Here is a 21,716-nt window from a genome sequence, read left to right on the forward strand (position 1 = left end):
TTGCACGCCACCGGCGCGAGGCGGCATCAGATATTCCTGCTTATACAGGCTCTAACAATACCGGCTCTCCGCATGCGGCAGAGCGCTGAGCTGCATGCCCCATCCGGACCGCCATCCAGCCATCCAGCAGCGACACGTCCGGTCTGTCGCGCTCGCCGCGCAGAAGTTGCAGGAACGCCTGATGCTGATAAAAGGTCGATCCGTTGTGATCACCCGCATCAAGCAGGTCCCTGCATACCGGGATTTCGGTCGTCACCGGCCCTTTGGGCGCGCGCGGGCTGACAATCAGTTTAGGGACTGGCGGCGCGCCCAGATGCACAGGCCAGAACCGGCTCGGCCCAGGCACCAGCGCCTCGATCTTGCCCGCGGGTCCAACAGCTGAAATTTCTTCCTGATAGGTCGCGCCCTCGGCGAACATGCACAGTTCCAGCATCGCCCGCGCGCCATTGTCAAAATCGACGATGACATAACCATTATCGAGAATGTCGGGCACCTCGCCCTTATAGCGCTCGTCGAGATGATTGACCGATTGTGCGGCTGAGGCCATGACACGCACCGGTTCGGCCCCCAGCGCCAGCCGCATCAGGTCGAAGAAATGGCAGCATTTCTCAACGAAGGTTCCGCCGCTGTTGCGGTTGAAGCGGTTCCAGTTGCCGACCTTTTGCAGGAAGGGAAATCGGTGTTCGCGCAGGGTCAGCATCCTTATGCCGCCGGTCACCGCCTTGGCTTGGCCCAGAAACGCCGCGATGGGCGGCATGTAGCGATATTCCATCGCCACCCAGATCGGGGCTGGATAGCTGTCGCGCAGCGCCATCATCGCCTCGACATCCGCCGGGTCGGTGAATAGCGGCTTTTCGATCAGCAAGGGTAGGGGGCGCGTTTCGGCGATCTGCAAAACTTGGGTGACATGGCAGTGATTGGGACTGGCGACCAGCAGACAATCCAGATCCGGCAGGGCAAGCAGCGCATCGAGTGAGGGTACAAGCAGCGCCTCGGGCGCGATCTGGCCAGCAATCTCGGCCATCCCGGCATCGGGCTCGAAAATTGCGTGGGTGCGCGCGCCCTCGAGCAGCGCGATGTTCCTCAGGTGCTCCTGCCCCATCATGCCGCAGCCGATGATCCCGTAATTGATCTGTCGGGTCACGCCCGTCTCCTTATCTGAGCCGCTGGACATAAAGCGCGCGGTCCGGGTCAAACCAGGTGCGCGAGAACTCGACCGGCTGCGATGTGTCTGCCCAACTGAACCGTTCGATATACCCAATGGGTGTCCCGTGGGGTTTGGCAAATTGCGTGGGCGCCCAATCCGGCACCTCCCCAACCGAGACCCGGTCTTCGGCACGCCTGATCCAGAACCCAAGCTGATTCTGGTAGTAGTGATAGAGCGAATCGGACAGATCCCGCCGCCGGATCAGCCCAGCCGAGGCGTCCAGCCAGATCTCTTCGACCGCGATCACCGTGTCGTTGAGATAGCGCAGCCGCCGCACCCGTGATCCGTTGTCCGATGTGCCAAACCCCGGCAGATCGTCAGGTTTCGGCAGCAGATCGACCGACAGCACATCCGCGCGCGGCAACCCGCCGCCTTCGGGCAGTTCCAGCCGGAACATGGCATAGACGCTGTCGGTCTCGGACCTGTTGCGCACATAATTGCCCGACCCCTGCACGCGCTCCAGCAAGCCGCGTTCGGTCAATTGGCGCAGGGCTTTGCGCAGCGTGCCAACCGAGGTGTTCATCTGCGTCGCCATCTCACGCTCAGGCGGCAGGCGCTCGCCCTCGATCAACCGACCTGCAGCGATATCGCGGGTCAGCCGCTCTGCGATTTGCACATAAAGCGGTAAGGCGTTCGGGCTTGGGCCGGGTTGCGTCACGGGGTGCGGCGTCCTGTCGCGGAAATAATTGATACACTATTGATCTACATCAAGGTGCCTGTTACGCAAGAGAAAAAGCGACCCAGCGCGGAGAAACCCCGAATGACCATCGTGCCCATCACATCGCCCGACCTTGATGCTGCCGAGGTGTCGTGGTTTTCGGCGCTGTGCTCGGACGATTACCAGTTTCTGGGCCAGCCCGATGGCGCCTTGCGGTCAAGCTGGGAGCATTGTTCGGCCATCGTGAAAGAGGCTGAGGCGCACGGGTTCCGCAACATCCTGTGCCCGTCCTCTTATCAGGTGGGGCAGGACACGCTGTCCTTTGTGGCGGGCTGTGCGCCGATCACCGACCGCATCAACCTGCTGGCCGCCGTTCGCTGTGGCGAGATGCAGCCGATCATGCTGGCCCGGACCATCGCAACGCTGGATCACATGCTGAAGGGACGGCTGACGGTCAATATCATCAGCTCGGACTTTCCCGGTGAAAAGGCCGACAGCAACTACCGCTACCAGCGTTCGCGCGAAGTGGTCGAGATCCTGAAGCAAGCCTGGACGCAGGATGAGATCAACCATGAGGGCGAAGTCTATAGTTTCGCGGGCCTGACCACTGATCCGGTGAAGCCCTATCAGACCGGCGGGCCGCTGCTTTATTTCGGGGGCTATTCCCCGGCGGCGCTGGAGTTGTGCGGGCAGCATTGCGATGTCTATCTGATGTGGCCCGAAACCAAGGACGCGCTGGAGGGCCGGATGAAGGCAGTGAACGCAGTTGCGAAGAAATATGACCGGACGCTGGATTATGGTCTGCGCGTGCACATGATCGTGCGCGATACCGAAGTCGAGGCGCGCGAATATGCCAAATATATAGTCTCTAAATTGGATGATGAGTATGGGCGGCTGATCCGCGAACGGGCGCTCGATTCGACCTCGCTGGGGGTGGCGCATCAGGCGCGGGCGCGCGAGCTGGCCGATCAGTTCGGCTATACCGAGGACCATCTGTGGACCGGCGTGGGCCGGGCGCGGTCGGGCTGCGGCGCGGCGCTGGTAGGGTCCACCGATCAGGTCATGTCCAAGATCGAGGCCTATCAGAAGATGGGCATTCGCGCCTTTATCTTCTCGGGCTACCCGCATATCGACGAGGCCCGCCATTTCGGCAGCCGCGTGTTGCCGAACCTGAAAACCTGTTCGCTGCCGCAGGCCTATGGCCGCGTGCCATCGGACACGCCCGCAACACCGTTGGGCAACGGAGTACGTCGCTGATGGACCGCGTCAAATTGGGCACTGAACTGGAACTGAGCCGGATCGTTTACGGCATGTGGCGACTGGCCGAGGCAGAGGATACCTCGGCAAACCATGTGATCGCCAAGATCGAGGCCTGTCTGGATCAGGGCATCACCTCGTTCGATCAGGCGGATATCTACGGCGATTACGGCGCCGAAGAGGTTCTGGGTAATGCGCTGCGCGCCAATCCGGGATTGCGCAACCGGATGGAGATCGTGACCAAATGCGGCATCGTTGCACCCTGCGGGCGGTACTCGGGTGCCAAGGTCAAACATTACGACACCTCGCGCGCCCATATCGAGGCCTCGGTCGAGCATTCGCTGCGGCTGATGGCAACCGATCATATCGACCTCTTGCTGATTCACCGCCCCGATCCCTTCATGGACCACCACGAGACAGGCGCGGCACTGGACGGGCTGGTCGCCTCGGGCAAGGTGGGCAGCGTGGGTGTGTCGAATTTCCGCCCCTGGGACTGGTCGCTGCTGCAATCGGCGATGAAGACGCCGCTGGTCACAAATCAGATCGAGATATCCCTTTCCGAAATAACATCTTTCTCGAACGGTGATCTGGCCTATCATCAACAGCATGGCCATCCCGTGATGGCCTGGTCCCCGCTGGGAGGGGGTACGCTGATGACCGGGCAGAGCAAAGCCGCGCAGATCGCAGACCAGATCGCCGCCGAGGCGGGCGTGGATCGCGCTGCGGTGGCGGTGGCCTTCCTGCTGGCCCATCCTGCGGGTATCCTGCCGGTGATGGGCACCAACAATCCGGACCGGATCGCACGCATTTCTGATGCGCTGAAAGTCACGCTCGATCGGGAAAACTGGTTCCGTCTCTATGAGGCGGCGCTGGGCAAGGAGGTGCCGTGATGAACGCCTTCTCTCCGAAGACGCCGGTGGTGTTTAAACCCAATACCGCCAACCCACGGCAATTGCGCGACGCGTTTGCGAAATTCGCCACCGGGGTGACGGTGGTGACCTGCGCCGGAGAGACCGGCCCGCTGTGCGTTACCGCCAACAGTTTCTCGTCGCTGTCGCTGGACCCACCGTTAGTGATGTGGGCTCCTAGCAAAGGCTCGCGCCGGTTTCCGTTGTTCCGCGACGCCGAGCGGTTTGCCGTCCACGTGCTGTCGGCAGATCAAAGCGAACTGTGCTGGGGCTGTTCGCAGGACGCCCATGCCTTGAGCGATTTTGACTACATCGAAAACGAGGCCGGGGTGCCGCTGATTCCCGGTTGTCTGGCGCGGTTCGAATGCCGCCATGTGGCCTGCCACGAGGCGGGCGATCACGTGATCATCGTCGGAGAAGTTGACCAGATCGAAATGAGCGACGGAGACGCATTGGCCTTTTTTGCCGGCAAGTTCGGCCAATTCGCGCAGCAATAAGCGCGCCAAGCCCTGTCAACAAAGGCAGGCACCAAAGGGAGGGCAATCCGCATGGGCGGATTAGTATCGGTGCTTGCGCCGATTGGCTTCGTGAACGAAATTATCTTGCGGATCGGGCGCGCCATCGGCGTTGTCGCGATCGCTGCGATGGTTGCCGCGATCCTGATTCAGGTCTTTTTCCGATATGTTCTGAACAATGCACTGCCCTGGCCGGATGAGGCCGCGCGGTTCTGCATGCTGTGGATGACCGGGCTGATGGCCCCCACCGCATTCCGGCGCGGCGGCTTTGTCGCCATTGATATGTTTGGGCGCGCCCTGCCCAGCATCCTGGGTCAGATCCTCAGCCTGTTTCTGCTACTGGTCTCGCTCATGGTGCTGGTGGTGGCCATCCAGATCGGATGGGGCGAGGTCACCGGGTTTGGCGGCAAGTTCACCACCGCCTCGCTTTACCTGCCGACGTCGCTTTCCTTTGACGAATGGCATCGGATTCCGCGCAGTTGGATGATGGCCTCGCTGCTGGTCGGGGTGATCCTGCTGACCTCGGTCAATATCGAGCTGATCCTGCGAGGTCTTGTGACCCTGATGGGCGGCGGAGACCGCTTGCGCCCCATCGATGATGTCGAACTGCTGGGAAGCGAATAGATGCTGATCTGGTTCCTGCCTGCATTCCTGTTCTTTCTGCTGATCGGCCTGCCGGTGTTTTTCGGCCTGCTGGCCGCGCCGGGTCTGCTGTTGTGGCTGAACGGGCAGGAAAAGGACATCACGCTGCTCTACCGCAATGTCTATAACGGCATGGACAGCTTTCCGCTGATGGCGATCCCCTTCTTCATGCTGGCGGGCGAGATGATGAACCGCGGTGGCATCACCATCCGGTTGGTCGAGTTCAGCCAGGCGCTGATGGGGCACCTGCGCGGCGGGCTGGCGCAGGTCAACATCCTCAGCTCGATCCTGTTTGCGGGTCTGTCGGGCTCGGCGGTGGCCGATACCTCGGCGCTGGGCTCGATGCTGATCCCGGCGATGGAGAAAGAGGGCTACAGCCGCAAATTCGCCGCTGCGATCACGGCGGCCAGTTCGGTGATCGGGCCGATCATCCCGCCCTCGGGGATCATGATCATCTATGCCTATGTGATGGGCGAAAGCGTCGCGGCACTGTTTCTGGCCGGAATCGTGCCGGGAATTCTGGTCGGCGTCGGGCTGATGGTGATGGTCCGGCTGATGGCCGACCGCTATGATCTGCCGCCCGCGCATCGGGTGGTGCTGACCGGCACCCAGCTGGGCAAGACCGAATGGTGGGTGTCCTTTGTCCTTGTTCGGCTGAACGTTGCTTTGCTGATCTGGTCCTTCATGCCCATCGCGGCAGAGGCGGGTGCTGCGATCAAATGGGGCTTGCTGGCGGGGGCTCTGCTGATTGCCCATGGCATCTTTCTCGGGCTGCGCCGTGTGGTCAGCCATGATTTCCGCATGGTCTGCAAACGCGCCATGGTGCCGCTGCAAACGCCGATCCTGATCCTTGGCGGTATTCTGGCCGGGGTCTTCACCCCCACCGAGGCGGCGGCGGTTGCGGTGGCTTACGCGATCTTTGTGGGCTTTTTCATCCTGCGCAGCCTGAAACTGTCGGACATGCCGCAGATCCTGACCAACGCGGGCATCACCTCGGCGGTGGTTCTGCTGCTGGTGGGCGCGGCGATGGCGTTCAAGACCGTGGTCAGCCTCAGCCACGCGCCCGAGCAACTGGCCGGGTTCATCCTGAACCTCAGCGAGAACCCCCTGATCCTGCTGTTCCTGATCAACCTGCTGTTGTTCATCGTCGGGATGTTTCTGGATGCCGGCCCCGCAATCATCATCCTTGGGCCCATTCTGGGGCCGATCTTTGTCGATCTCGGTATCGACCCGATCCACTTCGCCATCATCATGAGCGTTAACCTGACCGTCGGTCTGGCCACGCCGCCGATGGGGCTGGTTTTGTTTGTCGCGGCGGCGGTGTCGCGGGAACGGGTGGAAACCATCGCCAAGGCCATATTGCCATTTCTGGCCGTGGAGATTCTGGTGATTTTCCTGATCACCTATGTCCCGGCCATATCCATGACGATCCCGCGACTGACCGGGTTCGCCCAATGAGTATCTGAACAGGGAGGAAACGCTGTGCTCAAAACTGCCTTAAAATCGGTGGCCGTAGCGGCCATATTGGCTGGATCTGCCATCACGGCGTCGGCGGCAGACTTTACGCTGCGCGCGACGGCCAACTCGAACGAAAACGACGAGGATTACGACGGTCTGATCGTCTTCAAGAACTATGTCGAGGCCGCCTCGAACGGCGCGATCGAGGTAGAGATGTTCATCGGCACGCAGCTCTGTTCGAACGGCGCGGAGTGTTTGCAGGGCGTGGCCGATGGCAGCGTGGACATCTTCATTTCCACTTCGAGCGGTGCTGCAGGTATCTTCCCCTTTGTCCAGGTGCTGGACCTACCCTATTTGATGGCTGATGACCGTGTCGCCGAGGCCGTCTTGGCAAGTGACAGCGACTTCATGCGATCGATGAAGCAGATGGTCTCGGACGGGTCCGGTGGTGCAATCCGCCTGATGACCGTGGGCAATACCGGCGGTTGGCGGAACTTCGCAAACACCCAGAAACGGGTGCAGAGCCCGTCTGATATGGAAGGGTTGAAGATCCGTACCGTGGTTGCCGACCTGCCGCAGGTCCTGGTCGAAGCGCTGGGTGCATCGCCCACGCCGATCCCGTGGCCGGAACTGTTCACCAGCTTCCAGACTGGCGTTGTAGAAGGTTCTAAAAACGGCATAACCGACATCATGAACATGAAGTTCCCCGATGCCGGGCTGCAATATGTCACGCTGGACGGGCACGCTTATATGGGCGCCCTTTGGTTCATGAACAACGAGAAGTTCCAGTCCATGCCGCCCGAGCTGCGCACGGTTGTGGTCGATGGTTTCTATCAACTGCAGCAGGCGACATTCGCCTCGCCCAAGCGCAAGTCGATCCAGGCTTACGAGGATTTCGTGGCCGGAGGCGGAGACCTTTATGTGCCGTCGCCCGAGGAAAAGGCGGCCTTCAAAGAGGCGGCAGCACCGGTTTACGACTGGTTCACAGCCAATGTGGATGGCGGCCAGCAGGCCTATGACGCGCTGGTCGGTTCGGTCGCCCAGGCAGAAGAGCGGATCAATGCAGCCCGCGCGGCGGATACGCAGTAAACCGATCCAATGGCGGGCGGAAACGCCCGCCCGCATCACCTTAGTGTCGCACGTCCGGGGAGCGCAAAATCGGTTCCCACTTTTGCACGACGTGCTCTAGCGAAACGGGTACATCCAGGGTTGGTAATCGTCGATCAGTTCCTGCGCCTTGGCGATCTGCTCGGGCGTCATCTTCTTGACCACCTCTTCGAGGCTGATCGCCGCGTCGGGGTCGCCACCAATGGCCGAGAGCGCATACCACAGATAGGCACGGGTCAGGTCGGGGGAGGGCAGGCCACGACCAACCTCGTAATACCAGCCGATGCCCGATTGCGCGCCGGGGTGCCCCTTCATCGAGGCGCGCAGATACCAGTCAAACGCGCGGGCATCGTCGCGTTCGACCCCCAGACCCATCGCATACATCACGCCGATCAGCTCTTCGGCATCGGCATTGCCGGACCGCGCGGCAGGCCAGAGCGCGTCATAGGCGGCGTCAAACTGCCCGGCTTCCATCAGGTCGCGCGCCTCTTCGATATCGGCAAAAGCTGGCTGCGCGAGAAACAGGCACAAAAGCAGGCGATACATGGTCTCGTCTTCCTCGTCTTGGCGCTGCCGGTGGCGGCGGAGCCTCTGCCGCGCGCCCTGAGCGAAGCGGATTTCATAGCCTCAGACCCGGCACAGGCAGCACTGGGTCATCAACTCTTTTACGATCCGATCCTGTCGGGCAACCGCAATATAACCTGTGCCCATTGCCACCATCCCGATTTCGGCACCTCGGACGGGCTGTCACTGGGCATCGGAGAGGGAGGTGTCGGGCTGGGCACCGAGCGGCATGCCGGTAGGGGCGACAGCAGGATCAAGAAACGAATTCCTCGCAACGCACCCGGCCTGTGGAACTTGGGTGCGCGCGAGTTGCACACGTTTTTCCATGATGGCCGGTTGAGCAAGTCGGACCAGTTCGGCAACGGGTTCGACTCGCCCGCTGAAGAATGGCTGCCGCAAGGCTTAAACTCGCTTCTGGCAGCGCAGGCGCTGTTCCCGCTGGTCGCCCAGTTCGAGATGGCGGGAAACCCGGGCGAGAACTCGGTGATCGGCGCGGTCCATGACCGGATCGACGCCGCCTGGCCGATTCTGGCCAAACGGGTGCGCGGCGATCCGACCTACCAAGATGCCTTTGTCACGGCCTTCGACCATATTGATCGCCCGGAACAGGTAACGATCGTCGAGATCGCCAATGCGCTGGCCGCTTTCATGGCGGTGGAATGGCGCAGTATCGACAGTCCGTTTGACGCCTATCTGCGGGGGGAGACCTCGGCACTGACCCGTACGCAGAAACGCGGGATGGACCTGTTCTACGGCAAGGCGAGCTGCGCGACCTGCCATTCCGGCCCGCTGCTCTCTGATCAGAAGTTCCACGCGCTGGGCCTGCCGCCCTTTGGTCCGGGCAGAACCCGCCGCTTTGACCCATATGCGCGCGATGTGGGGCGGATGGGGGAGAGTGACCAGCTTGATGACGCCTATAGATTCCGCACGCCGATGCTGCGGAATGTGGCTCTAACCGGGCCATACGGGCATAACGGCGCGTTTCCCACGCTTGAAGGGATCATCCGGCACCACCTTGATCCCGACCGCTCGCTACACCTTTGGACCCCCGAAACGGCGCAGCTACCAGAGGCGCCATGGCTGGCAGCGGGCGACTTCGTGATCTGGCAGGACCGGCACGAAATGCAGCGGCAACAGCGCGCGCGGGATATCGAATCAGTTGCGCTGAGCGATGCAGAGATTGGTGATCTGGTCGGCTTTCTGCACGCGCTGACCGGGCGTGCGGTGGATCGGACGCCCTTTGGCGTGCCTGCGGGATTCGCGCCCTGAGAGGTCGAATATGACATTTTCTTAACATCACCGCCGCGCCCGCGACATTATCGTTCGTGCCCCCGTTGGCGCCGGACTTGCCCGGCGGATTGTTACCTGTTGGGGTTGTGTCCATCCGAGACTCGGGCGTAGGAAAGAGGATGCAAAACGTTATCAGGGAGGGAGAACCATGATGACTCTATCACTCAAAACCACACTTCTGTCCGCCACGATCCTTGCAGGTCTGGCAAGCGCCGCAGGTGCTGCACCCTATATGCGCGGCAATGACGGCAACCCGGAAACGCTGGATCAGCACAAGACCTCGACAGTAGCCGAGGCGCACATTCTGCGCGATCTGTATGAGGGTCTGGTGGTCTACACCCCCACCGCCGAGATTGCCCCCGGCGTGGCCGAGGACTGGGAAGTCACCGATGACGGCCTCGTCTACACCTTCAAGTTGCGCGACGATGCCAAATGGTCCAACGGCGACCCGGTGACCGCAGGGGATTTCGTCTATTCGCTGCAGCGGATCATGACGCCCGAGACCGGCGCGAAATATGCCAACATCCTTTACCCGATCCAGAACGCCGAAGCGGTCAACAAGGGTGAGATGGCGCCGTCGGAACTGGGCGTGAAAGCGTTGGACGACAAGACGCTGGAAATCACGCTGGGCGCGGCAACGCCCTTCTTCATTGAACTGCTGACCCACCAGACCGGCCTGCCGGTGCATCCCGCCTCGGTTGATACCCATGGCGCCGATTTCGTGCAGCCGGGCAACATGGTGTCGAACGGGGCCTATTCGCTGACCTCGAACATTTTGAACGACAAGATCGTTCTGACCAAGAATGCCAATTTCCACGATGCCGACAACGTCGCGCTTACCGAAGTGAACTATCTGCCTTTCGAGGATCGTGCCACCTGCGTGCGCGCCTGGGAAGCGGGCGAAGTGCATAGCTGCTCGGACCTGCCGGCCGAAGATATTGCGCGCTTGCGTGATCAGCATGATGCCGCTGTGCGCGTGGTGCCTTATCTGGGCACCTATTATTATGCGCTCAACCACAAGGACGACACGCTGGCCGACCCCGAAGTGCGTCAAGCCCTGTCGATGCTGATCGACCGTGAGTTCCTGGCGGACGAGATCTTCCAGGGTACCATGGTTCCCGCCGAAAGCTTTGTGCCGCCCGGCATTGGCAACTATTCCGGCGGCTCGCCCGAGACCGAGTATTTCGGCATGTCGATGCTGGACCGCGAAGACAAGGCTGCCGAAATCCTCGCCGCCAAGGGTATTTCGCCCGACAGCCCGGTCACTATAGAGCTGATGTATAACACCAGCGAAAACCACAAGAACGCGGCAACCGCGATTGCGGATATGTGGTCCAACTTTGGCGTGAATGTCGAATTCAACGTGCGTGACGCCTCGGCCCACTATGCGCACCTGCGCGACAAGGGGGATTTCGACGTCGCCCGCGCTGGCTGGATCGGGGATTATTCGGACCCGCAGAACTTCCTGTTCATGGTCGAGTCGGACAATGACGGTTTCAACTACGCCAATTACAACAACGCCGAGTATGACGGGTTGATGGATCAGGCGGCGGGTGAGACCGATCTGGACAAGCGCGCGGCGCTGCTGCAGCAGGCCGAGGGTCTGTTCATGCGCGATCTGCCGTTCATCCCGCTGCTCTACTATTCCTCGCGGTCGCTGGTGTCCCCCGACCTGCAGGGCTGGGAAGACAACATCCAGAACGTCCACGCGACACGCTACCTGAGCCTGCCTCAGTAACCGCTTTCAAGCGCGGCGCCGGAGAACCCCGGCGCCGCCTCTCTTTTGGTGAACCCCTCAGATGCTAAGCTATGCACTCCGGCGGCTTTTATCCGCCATCCCGACGCTATTTATCATCGTTACCGCGGCATTCTTCATGATGCGCCTCGCGCCCGGCGGTCCCTTCGATCAGGAACGGACGCTCGAGGCGACGGTGATGGCCAATCTCAACGCCACATTCGGGCTGGATAAGCCGCTGTGGCAGCAATACGGCATTTATCTCAGCAACCTGTTCCAAGGCGATATGGGCCCCTCGTTCATCTATCGCGACAAGCGGGTGCATGAGATTCTGGCCGAGGGCCTGCCGATCTCGATCCAGCTTGGCGCAACGGCCCTGATCCTGGCGCTGGTGCTGGGCGCGTTTCTGGGCTCGGTGGCGGCCCTGCGCCAGAACACAAAAACCGATTTCTCGGTGATCGCGGTGGCGACCTTTGGCATCACGGTGCCGAACTTCGTGGTGGCACCGGTGCTGTCGCTGGTCTTTGCGGTGGTGCTCAGCTGGCTGCCCGCGCAGGGCTGGGGCCAGTGGAACCAGATGATCCTGCCGGTGATCGCGCTGGCGCTGCCGCAGATCGCGGTGGTGACGCGGCTGATCCGTGGCTCGATGATCGAAGCGCTCAGGTCCGACCATGTGCGTACCGCGCGCGCTTATGGGCTGCCGACCTATATGGTGGTCGGCAAACATGCGCTGCGCGCCGCGATCCTGCCTGCGATCAGCTATCTCGGCCCCGCCGCTGCGGCGCTGCTGACCGGCTCTATCGTGGTGGAACAGGTATTCAACCTGCCGGGCATCGGGCGCTATTTCGTGATCGGCGCGCTCAACCGAGACTACACGCTGGTGATGGGCACGGTGGTGATCGTTGCCGTCTTTGTTGTGGTCTTCAACCTGATCGTCGACCTGCTTTACGCCGTTCTCGACCCGAGGGTGCGCTATGACTGATATGACTGTTGATACAGGCCCTGTGCAGGGCGAAAGTCGCTCGCTCTGGGCGACGGCGATGCTGCGGCTGCGGCGGAACAAGGCCGCGATGGCCTCGATCTTTGTGCTGATCGTGCTGGCGCTGGCGGGGATCTTCGGCCCGATGCTGGCGCCGCATTCCTATTCCAAGGTCTACCCGGAATTCGTCAAGGTGAAGCCCTCGCTTGAATCCTATCCGCAAGAGGAACAGGTGATCCCGGCGGCTGAATCCGCCCTGCGCCGGGCGCGAGTGGATCTTGGCGCGATTGATGTGGAGGACGGCAAGGTCCGCATCGAGGTATCGAGCGACAGCCGCGATATCGACCCGCGCATCTCGCGCTATCTGGACCGCTCCAGCGTGTTTTCGGATGCCGAGATCACCATCGATCCGGCAGACCCCAAGAAAGGCGTGATCGAGGCCTCGGTCCAGCAGCTTTACTTCCTGATGGGCACCGATGCCAACGGGCGCGACCTGTTCTCGCGCATCCTGATCTCGCTGCGCATCTCGCTGATGATCGGCGCGCTGGCCACGGCGGTGGCGCTGACGATCGGGGTGATCTATGGCGCGACGGCGGGCTTTGTCGGGGGCCGCGTGGACAACGTCATGATGCGCTTTGTCGATGTGATGTATTCGCTGCCTTTCGTGTTCTTCGTGATCCTGCTGGTGGTGTTCTTTGGTCGTAATCTGGTGTTGATGTTCCTCGCCGTGGGCGCGGTCGAATGGCTGGATATGGCGCGGATCACCCGTGGCCAAACCCTGTCTCTGAGGCGGCGCGAGTTCGTGCAGGCGGCCGAGGCGCTGGGCGTGTCGGGCCGGGCCATCGTGAGGCGGCACATCATCCCCAATACCGCCGGGACGGTGATCATCTATATGACGCTGCTGATCCCCAAGGTGATCCTGCTGGAAAGCTTCCTCAGCTTCCTGGGGCTTGGCGTGCAGGAACCGCTGACTTCGCTGGGTGTGCTGATTTCGGAAGGGGCCAAGAACATGCGCAACGCGCCGTTCATGCTGTTCTATCCGGCGGCGACAATGACAATCCTGCTGTTTGCCCTGAACTTCCTGGGCGATGGCCTGCGCGATGCGCTCGATCCGAAGGACCGCTGATATGGCAAAGCAAATCCATTCCGACCGGGTGCTGGAGATCGACAATATCCGCGTCACCTTCGACACGCCCGATGGCGCGGTCGAGGCGGTACGCGGGGTCTCGATGCATGTCAGACGTGGCGAGACAGTGGCCGTGGTGGGTGAAAGCGGCTCTGGCAAGAGCCAGATCATGATGTCGGCCATGGGGCTTCTGGCCTCGAACGGGCAGGCGACGGGTGCGGTGCGCTATCGCGGCGAAGACATCCTGAACCTGCCGGTGAAGAAGCTGAACAAGATCCGCGGCGCCAAGATCTCGATGATCTTTCAGGAGCCGATGACATCGCTCGATCCGCTCTACACCATTCAGGATCAGCTCTGTGAGCCGTTGATGGTGCATGGCGGGTTGTCGCGATCCAAGGCGCGGGCGCGGGTGCTGGAACTGCTCAAGCTGGTGCAGATACCCGACCCCGAGCGGCGGATGAAATCTTATCCCTACGAGATGAGCGGCGGGCAGAGGCAGCGTGTGATGATCGCCATGGCGTTGGCCAATGACCCCGATCTGCTGATCGCGGATGAGCCGACAACAGCGCTGGATGTGACCATTCAGGCCGATATCCTGCATCTGCTGGCCGAGCTTCAGGCCCGGCTGGGCATGTCGATCCTGTTCATCACCCATGATCTGGGCATCGTCGAAGCCTTTGCCGACCGCGTCTATGTTATGCGCAAGGGCCAGTTGGAGGAAGAGGGCGAGACCCAACAGATCTTCCAGGCCCCCGCCACTGATTACACCCGCATGTTGCTGGATGCTGAACCTTCGGGACAAAAGAGCGCACCGGCGGCGGATGCCGAAGTGATGCTGTCGGGCAAGGATGTGGTGGTGACCTTTGGCACGCCCGGAGGTTTCCTGCGCAAGGACACGCAGTTCACCGCCGTGAAAGGCATTGACGTGGCGCTGCACCGGGAACAGACGATCGGGATTGTGGGCGAAAGCGGCTCGGGCAAATCCACGCTGGGGCGTGCCTTGCTGCAACTGCTGCCCTCAGAGGGTCGGGTGGTCTATCTGGGGCAGGAAATCAGCGGGCTCGACCGGGCGCATATGAGACCCTATCGCGATGGGTTGCAGATGGTGTTCCAGGACCCTTACGGCTCGCTCTCGCCGCGGATGACGGTGAGCGAGATTATCACCGAAGGGCTTTTGGTGCATGAGCCGGGACTGTCGCAGCGTGAACGTGCTGAACGGGCCGCGCAAGCGCTGGAGGATGTCGGGCTTGAGCCCTCGATGCGCAACCGCTTCCCGCATGAGTTTTCAGGCGGGCAGCGGCAGCGGATCGCGATTGCGCGGGCCGTGGTGCTGCGGCCCAAGGTGATCGTGCTGGACGAGCCGACCTCGGCGCTGGATCGCTCGGTACAGAAACAAGTGATCGAGTTGCTGCGGCGGCTGCAGAAGGAACACGCACTGTCCTACCTGTTCATCAGCCACGATCTGGCGGTGGTTCGTGCCCTGTCGGATTATGTCATGGTCATGCGCGACGGCAAGGTAGTTGAACAGGGTCTGACCGAGCAGGTCTTTGACAATCCCTCGCAGCAATACACCCGCGACCTGATGCGTGCGGCTTTCGATCTGCGCGAAATCCTGCGCGAGAAGCTGGCCTGATCAACGCTCTTGTGGCCCGTGCACCTCGCGGGCCACATCCATGAAGGCGCGGATCACCCGCACGTCGCGGCGCTGGGCGAGATGCACGATGGCCTCGCTCATTTCAGCGTGCACATCACACAGTGGGATTTGCCGCAGCCTAGCGTCCTCGACATATTCCGCCTGTGAGACAAAACCGATCCCCGCGCCCGAGGCGACCACCTCGCGCACCGCCTCGCGGCCCTCGGCGGTGATCACGGGTGTCAGCCGCACATTGCGCGCTGCGGCCTGTTCTTCCAGCTTTTGCCGCGTTTTAGAGCCTGCTTCGCGAAAGATCAGCGGATGTTGGGTCAGGTCGTTCAGGGTCAGACTGGCCTGCTGAGGCAGCAGGTCGCGGGCGGCAAATGCGGTGATCTCGGTTGAGGCCAGTGCGATCACCTCCATGTCGCGCCCGGGGGGCAAGCCACCCACCACGCCGATCTCGGCCTCATAGCTGCGCAGCTGTTCGACCACTTCGGCGGTATTGCCCGAGCGCAGCGAGATGGTCACATCCGGATAGCGCGCCCGGAACCGGCCTAGCAAGTCGGTGACGTGATGGGCGGAATCGGCGATGATGCGCAATGTGCCATCCATGGCGGCGCCGGATTCCGACATGAATTCCTCGATCTGCTGCTCGACCTCAAAAAACTGCCGGGTCAGGTGAAACAGGCGCTCGCCGGCTTCGGTCAGGCGCACCCGCTTGCGTTCACGGTGAAACAGCAGGACGTCGTGATCCTGTTCCAGCCGCCGTACCTGTTCCGAGATCGCCGGTTGCGTCAGGCGCAACGCGTCCGCTGCGCGCGAAAATCCCCCTGTTAGAGCCACATTATGAAACGCCTTCAACTGACTGTAGCGAACCGGGACCGACGCGGATTTACGCATAAATGAAACCTATGGATTGATCGTTTAATTCAATTTCACATATGGATCGCGCTTTGGCAAACATGCATGCATCGCAGCAACTTGGGAATCGCGGCCATGACCTCGGACCATCGCAGGATCGACGCACCAAAGCTGGGGGAGCCTTATTTGCTGACGCCAGGCCCTCTGACCACTTCGTATGAGGTGAAAGAGGCGATGCTGCGCGACTGGGGGTCTTGGGACGATGATTTCCGCGCCATGACCCGCGAGATGCGCACACGGCTGCTGGCGCTGCTGGGGCCGGGGGCCGAGGATTTCGATTGTGTGCCGATGCAGGGGTCGGGTTCGTTCTCGGTCGAGGCGATGCTGGGCTCGTTCATTCCAAAAGACGGCAAGGTGCTGGTGCTGGCGAACGGCGCATATGGCCAGCGGTCGGCGCAGACAATGGCCTATCTGGGCCGTGATCACATCGTGCTGGACAAGGGCGATTACCTGCCGCCGCGTGGGGCCGAAGTGGCGCAGATACTGGCCGATGATCCGGCGATCACCCATGTCGTCGCCATTCATTGCGAGACCTCCAGCGGCATTCTCAACCCGATTGACGAGATTTCCGAGGCAACCTATGCCGCCGGGCGCAAACTGCTGGTGGACTCGATGTCGGCGTTTGGCGCGATTGACCTGCGGCCGTCGGATATCCGCTTTGAGGCCATGGTGTCCTCGGCCAACAAATGTATTGAGGGCGTTCCGGGCTTTGGTTTCATCATCGCGCGCAAGTCCGAACTTGAGGCGGCCAGGGGCAACAGCCATTCCCTGAGCCTGGATATACATGCCCAATGGGCGGCGATGGAAAAGACCGGCCAGTGGCGCTTTACCCCGCCCACCCATGTGGTCGCGGGTTTTCTGGAAGCGCTGCGCGCCCATGAGGCTGAAGGCGGCGTTGCCGGGCGCGGCGCGCGCTATACCCGTAACCGCGACGTTGTGGTCGAGGGGATGCGCGGGCTGGGGTTCGAGACGCTGCTGGATGACCGCTGGCTCAGCCCGATCATCGTGACCTTTTTCTGCCCCGCAGACCCGAATTTCGAATTTTCCCGCTTCTACGATCTGATGAAGGCCAAGGGCTTCATCATCTACCCCGGCAAGCTGACCGTTGTGGACAGCTTCCGTATCGGCTGCATCGGGCAGATGGACGAACATGTGATGCGGCAGGTTGTGACCGCCGCCAAGGCCACACTGAATGACATGGGGGTGGCCAGCGCCGCGCCGCCCGCCGCCGCCCTGAAAGAACGCGCCAAACTGGCCGCCTGATCTGACAAAGGAACCGACATGACCCTGCACACCCCAGTTGAGGCCAACGAGCGCGTCTACCCGATGCCCAAAGTGCCCGCCATCGCCATCTGTCTGGATGGCTGCGAGCCGGAATATCTGGACGTTGCGATTGCGAAGGGGCTGATGCCCAATCTCAAGCGGATGCGCGAGACCGGCACCGACCGGTTGGCGCATTCGGTGATCCCCTCGTTCACCAACCCCAACAACCTGTCGATTGCCACCGGGCGTCCGCCGAGTGTCCACGGGATCTGCGGCAATTACCTGATTGATCCGGACAGCGGTGAAGAGGTGATGATGAATGATGTGCGGTTCCTGCGCGCGCCGACCATCTTTTCGCAATTCTATGAGGCCGGTTGTCGCGTGGCCATGGTCACCGCCAAGGACAAGCTGCGCGCGCTTCTGGGTGCCGGGCTGAAGTTCGACGAGGGCCGGGCGGTCGCGTTTTCCTCGGAACGCTCCGGTGAGACCACCGAGGCCGAGCATGGTATTGACAAGGCAAGCGCTTGGCTGGGCATGGACGTCCCCGAGGTCTATTCGGCCGAACTGTCCGAGTTTGTCTTTGCCGCGGGCGTCAAGCTGCTGAAAGAGTTCAAACCGGATGTCATGTATCTTTCGACCACGGATTATATCCAGCACAAGTTTGCCCCCGAGCAGCAGGGCGCGCTGGATTTCTACGCCATGTTCGACCGCTACCTTGGCGAGTTGGACGCATTGGGCGCCGCCATCGTGGTGACCGCCGATCACGGCATGAAGCCCAAGCATCATGCCGATGGCTCGCCCAATGTGGTCTATGTGCAGGACCTGATGGACGACTGGCTGGGCAAGGACGCCGCGCGTGTCATCCTGCCGATCACCGACCCTTACGTGGTGCATCACGGCGCGCTGGGCTCTTTTGCCACCGCGTACCTGCCCGAGGGTGCCGACCGGGCGGACCTCATGGCAAAGCTGCAGGCCACCGATGGCATCACGGACGTGCTGAGCAAGGAAGAGGCGATGGCGCGTTTCGAACTGCCCGGTGACCGGATCGGCGACGTGGTCATGGTCTCGGGCGAGAACATCTGCATCGGCACCTCGGAACACCGCCATGATCTGGCCGCGCTCAAGGAGCCTCTGCGCAGCCATGGTGGTCTGACAGAGCAGGAGGTACCGTTTATCGTGAACCGGGTGATCGACCTGCCGTCACAGCCCGAGCTGCGCAATTTCGATGCGTTTTTCTATGCAACCACAGCGGCGGCGCTTTGAAGGATGGATGGCACAATGAACAAGGGTGATATTCGCAACGAAGGCATGCGCATCGGCGGTGAGGTGGTATTCACCGACGACGTGGTGCCGGTCCATTATCCCTACACGGATGAGGTGGTCGGCACGGTTCCGGCAGGTACGGCCGAACATGCACGGCGCGCCTTCGAGATTGCCGCGAATTACAAGCCGACACTCAGCCGTTATGAGCGCAGTGAAATCCTCAAGCGTGCGGGCGAGCTGATCGGCGAGAAGCGCGACTATCTGGCGAAATGGCTGACGCTGGAACTGGGCATCTGCCACCAGCACGCGATCTACGAGACCAAGCGCGCGCAGGATGTCTATCAATTCGCCGCCGCGCAGGCGATGCATGACGATGGCGAGATCTTCTCCTGCGATCTGACCCGTAACGGCAAGGATCGCAAGATTTTCACCACCCGCGAGCCGGTGCGGGCAATCTCGGCGATCACGCCGTTCAACCACCCGCTCAACATGGTCAGCCACAAGATCGCGCCAGCGATTGCCACCAATAATTGCATGGTCTGCAAACCAACCGAGTTGACGCCGCTGACCTGTCTGGCGCTGGCCGATATCCTCTATGAGGCGGGGCTGCCGCCTGAGATGTTTCAGGTGGTGACCGGATGGCCCGGCGATATCGGCGACGAGATGATCACCAATGACAATATCGACATCATCACCTTCACCGGCGGGGTGCCGGTCGGCAAGATCATAGCCGAAAAGGCGGGTTACAAGCGGCAGGCGCTGGAACTGGGCGGCAACGACCCGCTGATCGTTCTGAATGACCTCAACGATGCCGATCTGGACAAAGCGGCGACCATTGCGGTCGCAGGTGCCACCGGCAATTCCGGCCAGCGCTGCACCGCCGTGAAGCGCATTCTGGTGCAGGAAAGCGTTGCGGATCGCTTCGTTCCGCTGGTGCTGGAAAAGGCGCGTGCCATAAAGTTCGGTGACCCGCAGGACCCCGACACGCAACTGGGCTGCGTGATCCACGCGCAGGCGGCGGAACTGTTCGAAAAGCGGGTCTATATGGCCGAAAAGGGCGGGGCCGAGATCCTCTATCACCCCGGTCGCGACGGCGCGCTGCTGCCACCGATCGTGGTCGACAAGGTGCCCCATGACAGCGAGCTGGTGATGGAGGAAACCTTTGGCCCTATCGTGCCCATCGTGCGGGTGCCGGATGACGACGAAGAGGTGATGCGGATTTCCAATTCGACCGAGTTTGGCCTGTCTTCGGGCGTCTGCACCAACGACCTGAACCGCGCGATTGCCTTCGTCAACGGGCTGGATGTGGGCACCTGCAACATCTGGGAACAACCTGGCTACCGGATCGAAATGTCACCCTTTGGCGGCATCAAGGACAGCGGCAACGGCGTCAAGGAAGGCGTCATCGAAGCGATGAAGTTCTTCACCAATGTGAAGACCTATTCGCTGCCCTGGCCGCGCTGAACCACAATTGAGGGCCGTCTGCGCGCGGCCCTCATGTGTCTCTGATCAGCGTAGAACCATGTCTTCCGGCCAGCTCAGCGTCGTGTCCAGCTGAATGGTCTGGCTTTGCCCCGGTGCCAGGGTCAGATCCCAGGCAAGAATGCCGCGCTGTTTGTCGACATTCATCTCGGAGGGTTTCGGACGCGCGACCCACTCGATCTCCAGATCGTCCTGCTGCGAATAGGGCACGCGGTCCAGCAGCCGTAGCGGCCAATCCTCTTCGGTCAGGTTTTCCACCTCGATTTCCACCCTGTCCCCGCGCTGGTTCGAGCGGGTCAGAATGCCCCGGTCGCCCTCGCTCTGATCCAGAATATCCCGCGTCAACCGCAGCCCTTCAATCGGGCCGAAACCGATATCCGCCTCCTGGCCCGAGGTCAGGCCGTCGAACGCCTCGAACCCCACCAACTGGCCATCCACGTAATGGGTGGCAAAGCTGCTGGGGATCAATTCACGCCCCGAGGAGTTGACCATCGAGGCCACCCGATAGGCGGTTTCGTCATGAATCGGAACCGCCACGGCCTGAACATCCGCCTCTTCGGCGAAGCTGTCGAGTTGGAGCTTCAGTACATCCGCGCCGGAGGCAATCGAGACCGGTTCGCCATAGGTGAGGATCAGGTTGCTTTCGGACCACATTACCTCTTCGGTGATGAGCGGAGGCTCGACAACCGGTTCTGCCAGACTGCCGGCATCCGCTTCCAGCGCCATTGGCGCGGCAGCCGAAAGTTCCCGTTGTTTCAGAATCGGTCTGGGTTCTTCGATGCGCCGTAGGTGCGGGAATAGCGTTCTGGCGCCGATCTGGCCTGTGGCCTCGGTCGTCGACAGGTGCAGTGTGACATCCGTCCAGTTTTCACCGGTTTCCTGACGCACCATTGCACTGCGTTTGATCTCGACACGGGGATCATCGCCGGTGAGCAGGTTGAAGTCATAGGTCGGGACCCAGGAGGTTTCATAATTGACCAGATAGCTGAGGGTCAGGTCCGATGTCACAGGTTCGGTCGCGCTGACCTCGACGGCGATATAGAGCCTGTCGGCGTCCTCCAGCGCGATTGCGGCAAGGGCTTGCTGCGCCTCCGCCAGTTCTTCGTTGAGATCTTTCAGGGCCTCTTCGATCGCTCTCGCGCGAACCTCGGCGTCGAGCGCGGCCTGGCTGGCCTCGCCCGCCTCTTCGCGGATCATGCGGGCAATGTCGCGCAGGGCGCTGGCGCCAGCCTCGGCCATGCTGTCATTTTCGCCCAGCTTGCGCAGGAACTCGATCGAAACCTCTGAGGCCGCAACTGCTGCGCGGGCTTGCGCGGCATCGTCTCGGACCGTTCGGATGCGCTGCTCGATCTGTTCGATCCGGGCCTCGGCGGCTTTCACCTCGGGTGCGGTTTCGTCATGGGGCGGAGTGAAATCGTTGCGAATAACCGTGCCGATCTGGCGCACACCATTGACGGTGACCCGCAGGCTTTCGCGGGACGCGCTGTCGGGCACGCCGCGCAAGACAAGGCGGTGCTTGCCCGCCGGGATCTCGACGCTGCCCTTGCGCAGGATCGTCGCGCTGTCGGGATGCATCGTCACCTCGGTGACCATGCTGCTGGCGGGGATGACCTCGGCCTGGACCGGCAGGGCGGAAATGAAGGCTATCAGTGAAATCGCGAAACGCATGGCTCAACCTCGTTGGAATTTGGGCTGAGCTTTGCAATCG

19 protein-coding genes are annotated in these 21,716 nt (G+C 61.5%); 14 read left to right on the forward strand and 5 right to left on the reverse strand.

The annotated features are described in order from the left end of the window. Nucleotides 1-40: 40 nt before the first annotated feature. Both M3P21_RS16860 and M3P21_RS16865 read right to left on the reverse strand, forming a co-directional pair. The gene (locus M3P21_RS16860) at nt 41-1,144 is read right to left on the reverse strand and encodes a Gfo/Idh/MocA family protein (RefSeq protein ID WP_249711766.1); all 1,104 of its coding nucleotides are present in this window, start codon (nt 1,142-1,144) and stop codon (nt 41-43) included. Between the two features lie 10 nt (nt 1,145-1,154). Then, a complete protein-coding gene (locus tag M3P21_RS16865) occupies nt 1,155-1,865 on the reverse strand; it encodes a GntR family transcriptional regulator (RefSeq protein WP_249711767.1) in 711 nt (236 codons plus the stop codon). Between the two features lie 102 nt (nt 1,866-1,967). On the opposite strand from M3P21_RS16865, the gene M3P21_RS16870 reads away from it, so the two are divergent. The 6 genes from M3P21_RS16870 to dctP are packed head-to-tail and all read left to right on the forward strand — an operon-like array spanning nt 1,968 to nt 7,734. Beyond that, nucleotides 1,968-3,122, forward strand: a complete 1,155-nt coding sequence (locus tag M3P21_RS16870) for an LLM class flavin-dependent oxidoreductase (protein WP_249711768.1) — start codon at nt 1,968-1,970, stop codon at nt 3,120-3,122. Next, complete coding sequence (locus M3P21_RS16875) at nt 3,122-4,012, forward strand: aldo/keto reductase (protein ID WP_249711769.1); 891 nt, start codon at nt 3,122-3,124, stop codon at nt 4,010-4,012. The genes M3P21_RS16870 and M3P21_RS16875 overlap by 1 nt, the downstream gene beginning before the upstream one ends. Then, nucleotides 4,012-4,527 (forward strand): flavin reductase family protein, encoded by a 516-nt coding sequence (locus M3P21_RS16880; RefSeq protein WP_249711770.1) that lies wholly within the window; start codon nt 4,012-4,014, stop codon nt 4,525-4,527. The genes M3P21_RS16875 and M3P21_RS16880 overlap by 1 nt, the downstream gene beginning before the upstream one ends. A gap of 51 nt (nt 4,528-4,578) precedes the next feature. Then, nucleotides 4,579-5,169 (forward strand): TRAP transporter small permease, encoded by a 591-nt coding sequence (locus M3P21_RS16885; RefSeq protein ID WP_249711772.1) that lies wholly within the window; start codon nt 4,579-4,581, stop codon nt 5,167-5,169. Next, a complete protein-coding gene (locus M3P21_RS16890; protein ID WP_249711774.1) occupies nt 5,170-6,645 on the forward strand; it encodes a TRAP transporter large permease in 1,476 nt (491 codons plus the stop codon). A gap of 24 nt (nt 6,646-6,669) precedes the next feature. Continuing rightward, nucleotides 6,670-7,734, forward strand: coding sequence for a TRAP transporter substrate-binding protein DctP (gene dctP, locus M3P21_RS16895; protein ID WP_249711776.1), 1,065 nt, complete (start codon nt 6,670-6,672; stop codon nt 7,732-7,734). Nucleotides 7,735-7,830: 96 nt separating this feature from the next. Here dctP and M3P21_RS16900 read toward each other — a convergent pair whose 3' ends face one another. Further along, nucleotides 7,831-8,298 (reverse strand): tetratricopeptide repeat protein, encoded by a 468-nt coding sequence (locus tag M3P21_RS16900; RefSeq protein ID WP_249711778.1) that lies wholly within the window; start codon nt 8,296-8,298, stop codon nt 7,831-7,833. A 30-nt stretch (nt 8,299-8,328) separates the two neighbouring features. On the opposite strand from M3P21_RS16900, the gene M3P21_RS16905 reads away from it, so the two are divergent. The 5 genes from M3P21_RS16905 to M3P21_RS16925 all read left to right on the forward strand — a co-directional run bounded on the left by M3P21_RS16905 (nt 8,329) and on the right by M3P21_RS16925 (nt 15,079). Further along, entirely contained in the window at nt 8,329-9,585 is a 1,257-nt protein-coding gene (locus M3P21_RS16905) for a cytochrome-c peroxidase (RefSeq protein WP_249711780.1), read from the forward strand. A 169-nt stretch (nt 9,586-9,754) separates the two neighbouring features. Further along, a complete protein-coding gene (locus M3P21_RS16910; protein WP_249711782.1) occupies nt 9,755-11,344 on the forward strand; it encodes a peptide ABC transporter substrate-binding protein in 1,590 nt (529 codons plus the stop codon). 61 nt (nt 11,345-11,405) lie between these two features. Further along, entirely contained in the window at nt 11,406-12,323 is a 918-nt protein-coding gene (gene oppB, locus M3P21_RS16915; RefSeq protein WP_249711784.1) for an oligopeptide ABC transporter permease OppB, read from the forward strand. Beyond that, a complete protein-coding gene (locus tag M3P21_RS16920) occupies nt 12,316-13,446 on the forward strand; it encodes an ABC transporter permease subunit (protein ID WP_249711787.1) in 1,131 nt (376 codons plus the stop codon). The genes oppB and M3P21_RS16920 overlap by 8 nt, the downstream gene beginning before the upstream one ends. Before the next feature lies 1 nt (nt 13,447). Next, nucleotides 13,448-15,079: an ABC transporter ATP-binding protein gene (locus M3P21_RS16925; protein WP_249711789.1), complete on the forward strand. Its 1,632-nt coding sequence runs from the start codon at nt 13,448-13,450 to the stop codon at nt 15,077-15,079. Here the strand turns inward: M3P21_RS16925 and M3P21_RS16930 are convergent, their stop codons facing one another. Continuing rightward, a complete protein-coding gene (locus tag M3P21_RS16930; RefSeq protein ID WP_249711790.1) occupies nt 15,080-15,979 on the reverse strand; it encodes a LysR substrate-binding domain-containing protein in 900 nt (299 codons plus the stop codon). A gap of 96 nt (nt 15,980-16,075) precedes the next feature. Between M3P21_RS16930 and M3P21_RS16935 the strand changes: the two genes are divergently transcribed. Genes M3P21_RS16935 through phnY form a run of 3 tightly spaced genes read left to right on the forward strand, consistent with a single transcriptional unit; the run spans nt 16,076 to nt 19,990 of the window. Next, entirely contained in the window at nt 16,076-17,263 is a 1,188-nt protein-coding gene (locus tag M3P21_RS16935) for a 2-aminoethylphosphonate--pyruvate transaminase (RefSeq protein ID WP_249711792.1), read from the forward strand. 18 nt (nt 17,264-17,281) lie between these two features. After that, nucleotides 17,282-18,526 (forward strand): phosphonoacetate hydrolase, encoded by a 1,245-nt coding sequence (phnA, locus tag M3P21_RS16940; RefSeq protein ID WP_249711794.1) that lies wholly within the window; start codon nt 17,282-17,284, stop codon nt 18,524-18,526. 15 nt (nt 18,527-18,541) lie between these two features. Further along, the gene (gene phnY / locus M3P21_RS16945) at nt 18,542-19,990 is read left to right on the forward strand and encodes a phosphonoacetaldehyde dehydrogenase (RefSeq protein WP_249711796.1); all 1,449 of its coding nucleotides are present in this window, start codon (nt 18,542-18,544) and stop codon (nt 19,988-19,990) included. A gap of 45 nt (nt 19,991-20,035) precedes the next feature. Here phnY and M3P21_RS16950 read toward each other — a convergent pair whose 3' ends face one another. Further along, on the reverse strand, nt 20,036-21,676 hold the full coding sequence (locus M3P21_RS16950) for a DUF4139 domain-containing protein (protein ID WP_249711798.1): 1,641 nt from the start codon (nt 21,674-21,676) through the stop codon (nt 20,036-20,038). Nucleotides 21,677-21,716 lie beyond the last annotated feature (40 nt).

Origin of the sequence: Ruegeria spongiae (genome assembly GCF_023502395.1) — a bacterium.
Taxonomy (GTDB): domain Bacteria; phylum Pseudomonadota; class Alphaproteobacteria; order Rhodobacterales; family Rhodobacteraceae; genus Ruegeria_C; species Ruegeria_C spongiae.

Coding starts and splice junctions, on each gene's coding strand:
- M3P21_RS16950 (WP_249711798.1), bottom strand. CDS start 21,676: ATGCGTTTCGCGATTTCACTGATAGCCTTCATTTCCGCCCTGCCGGTC.
- M3P21_RS16900 (WP_249711778.1), bottom strand. CDS start 8,298: ATGTATCGCCTGCTTTTGTGCCTGTTTCTCGCGCAGCCAGCTTTTGCC.
- M3P21_RS16920 (WP_249711787.1), top strand. CDS start 12,316: ATGACTGATATGACTGTTGATACAGGCCCTGTGCAGGGCGAAAGTCGC.
- M3P21_RS16925 (WP_249711789.1), top strand. CDS start 13,448: ATGGCAAAGCAAATCCATTCCGACCGGGTGCTGGAGATCGACAATATC.
- M3P21_RS16935 (WP_249711792.1), top strand. CDS start 16,076: ATGACCTCGGACCATCGCAGGATCGACGCACCAAAGCTGGGGGAGCCT.
- M3P21_RS16890 (WP_249711774.1), top strand. CDS start 5,170: ATGCTGATCTGGTTCCTGCCTGCATTCCTGTTCTTTCTGCTGATCGGC.
- phnY (WP_249711796.1), top strand. CDS start 18,542: ATGAACAAGGGTGATATTCGCAACGAAGGCATGCGCATCGGCGGTGAG.
- oppB (WP_249711784.1), top strand. CDS start 11,406: ATGCTAAGCTATGCACTCCGGCGGCTTTTATCCGCCATCCCGACGCTA.
- M3P21_RS16930 (WP_249711790.1), bottom strand. CDS start 15,979: ATGCGTAAATCCGCGTCGGTCCCGGTTCGCTACAGTCAGTTGAAGGCG.
- M3P21_RS16885 (WP_249711772.1), top strand. CDS start 4,579: ATGGGCGGATTAGTATCGGTGCTTGCGCCGATTGGCTTCGTGAACGAA.
- M3P21_RS16875 (WP_249711769.1), top strand. CDS start 3,122: ATGGACCGCGTCAAATTGGGCACTGAACTGGAACTGAGCCGGATCGTT.
- M3P21_RS16870 (WP_249711768.1), top strand. CDS start 1,968: ATGACCATCGTGCCCATCACATCGCCCGACCTTGATGCTGCCGAGGTG.
- phnA (WP_249711794.1), top strand. CDS start 17,282: ATGACCCTGCACACCCCAGTTGAGGCCAACGAGCGCGTCTACCCGATG.
- M3P21_RS16910 (WP_249711782.1), top strand. CDS start 9,755: ATGATGACTCTATCACTCAAAACCACACTTCTGTCCGCCACGATCCTT.
- M3P21_RS16880 (WP_249711770.1), top strand. CDS start 4,012: ATGAACGCCTTCTCTCCGAAGACGCCGGTGGTGTTTAAACCCAATACC.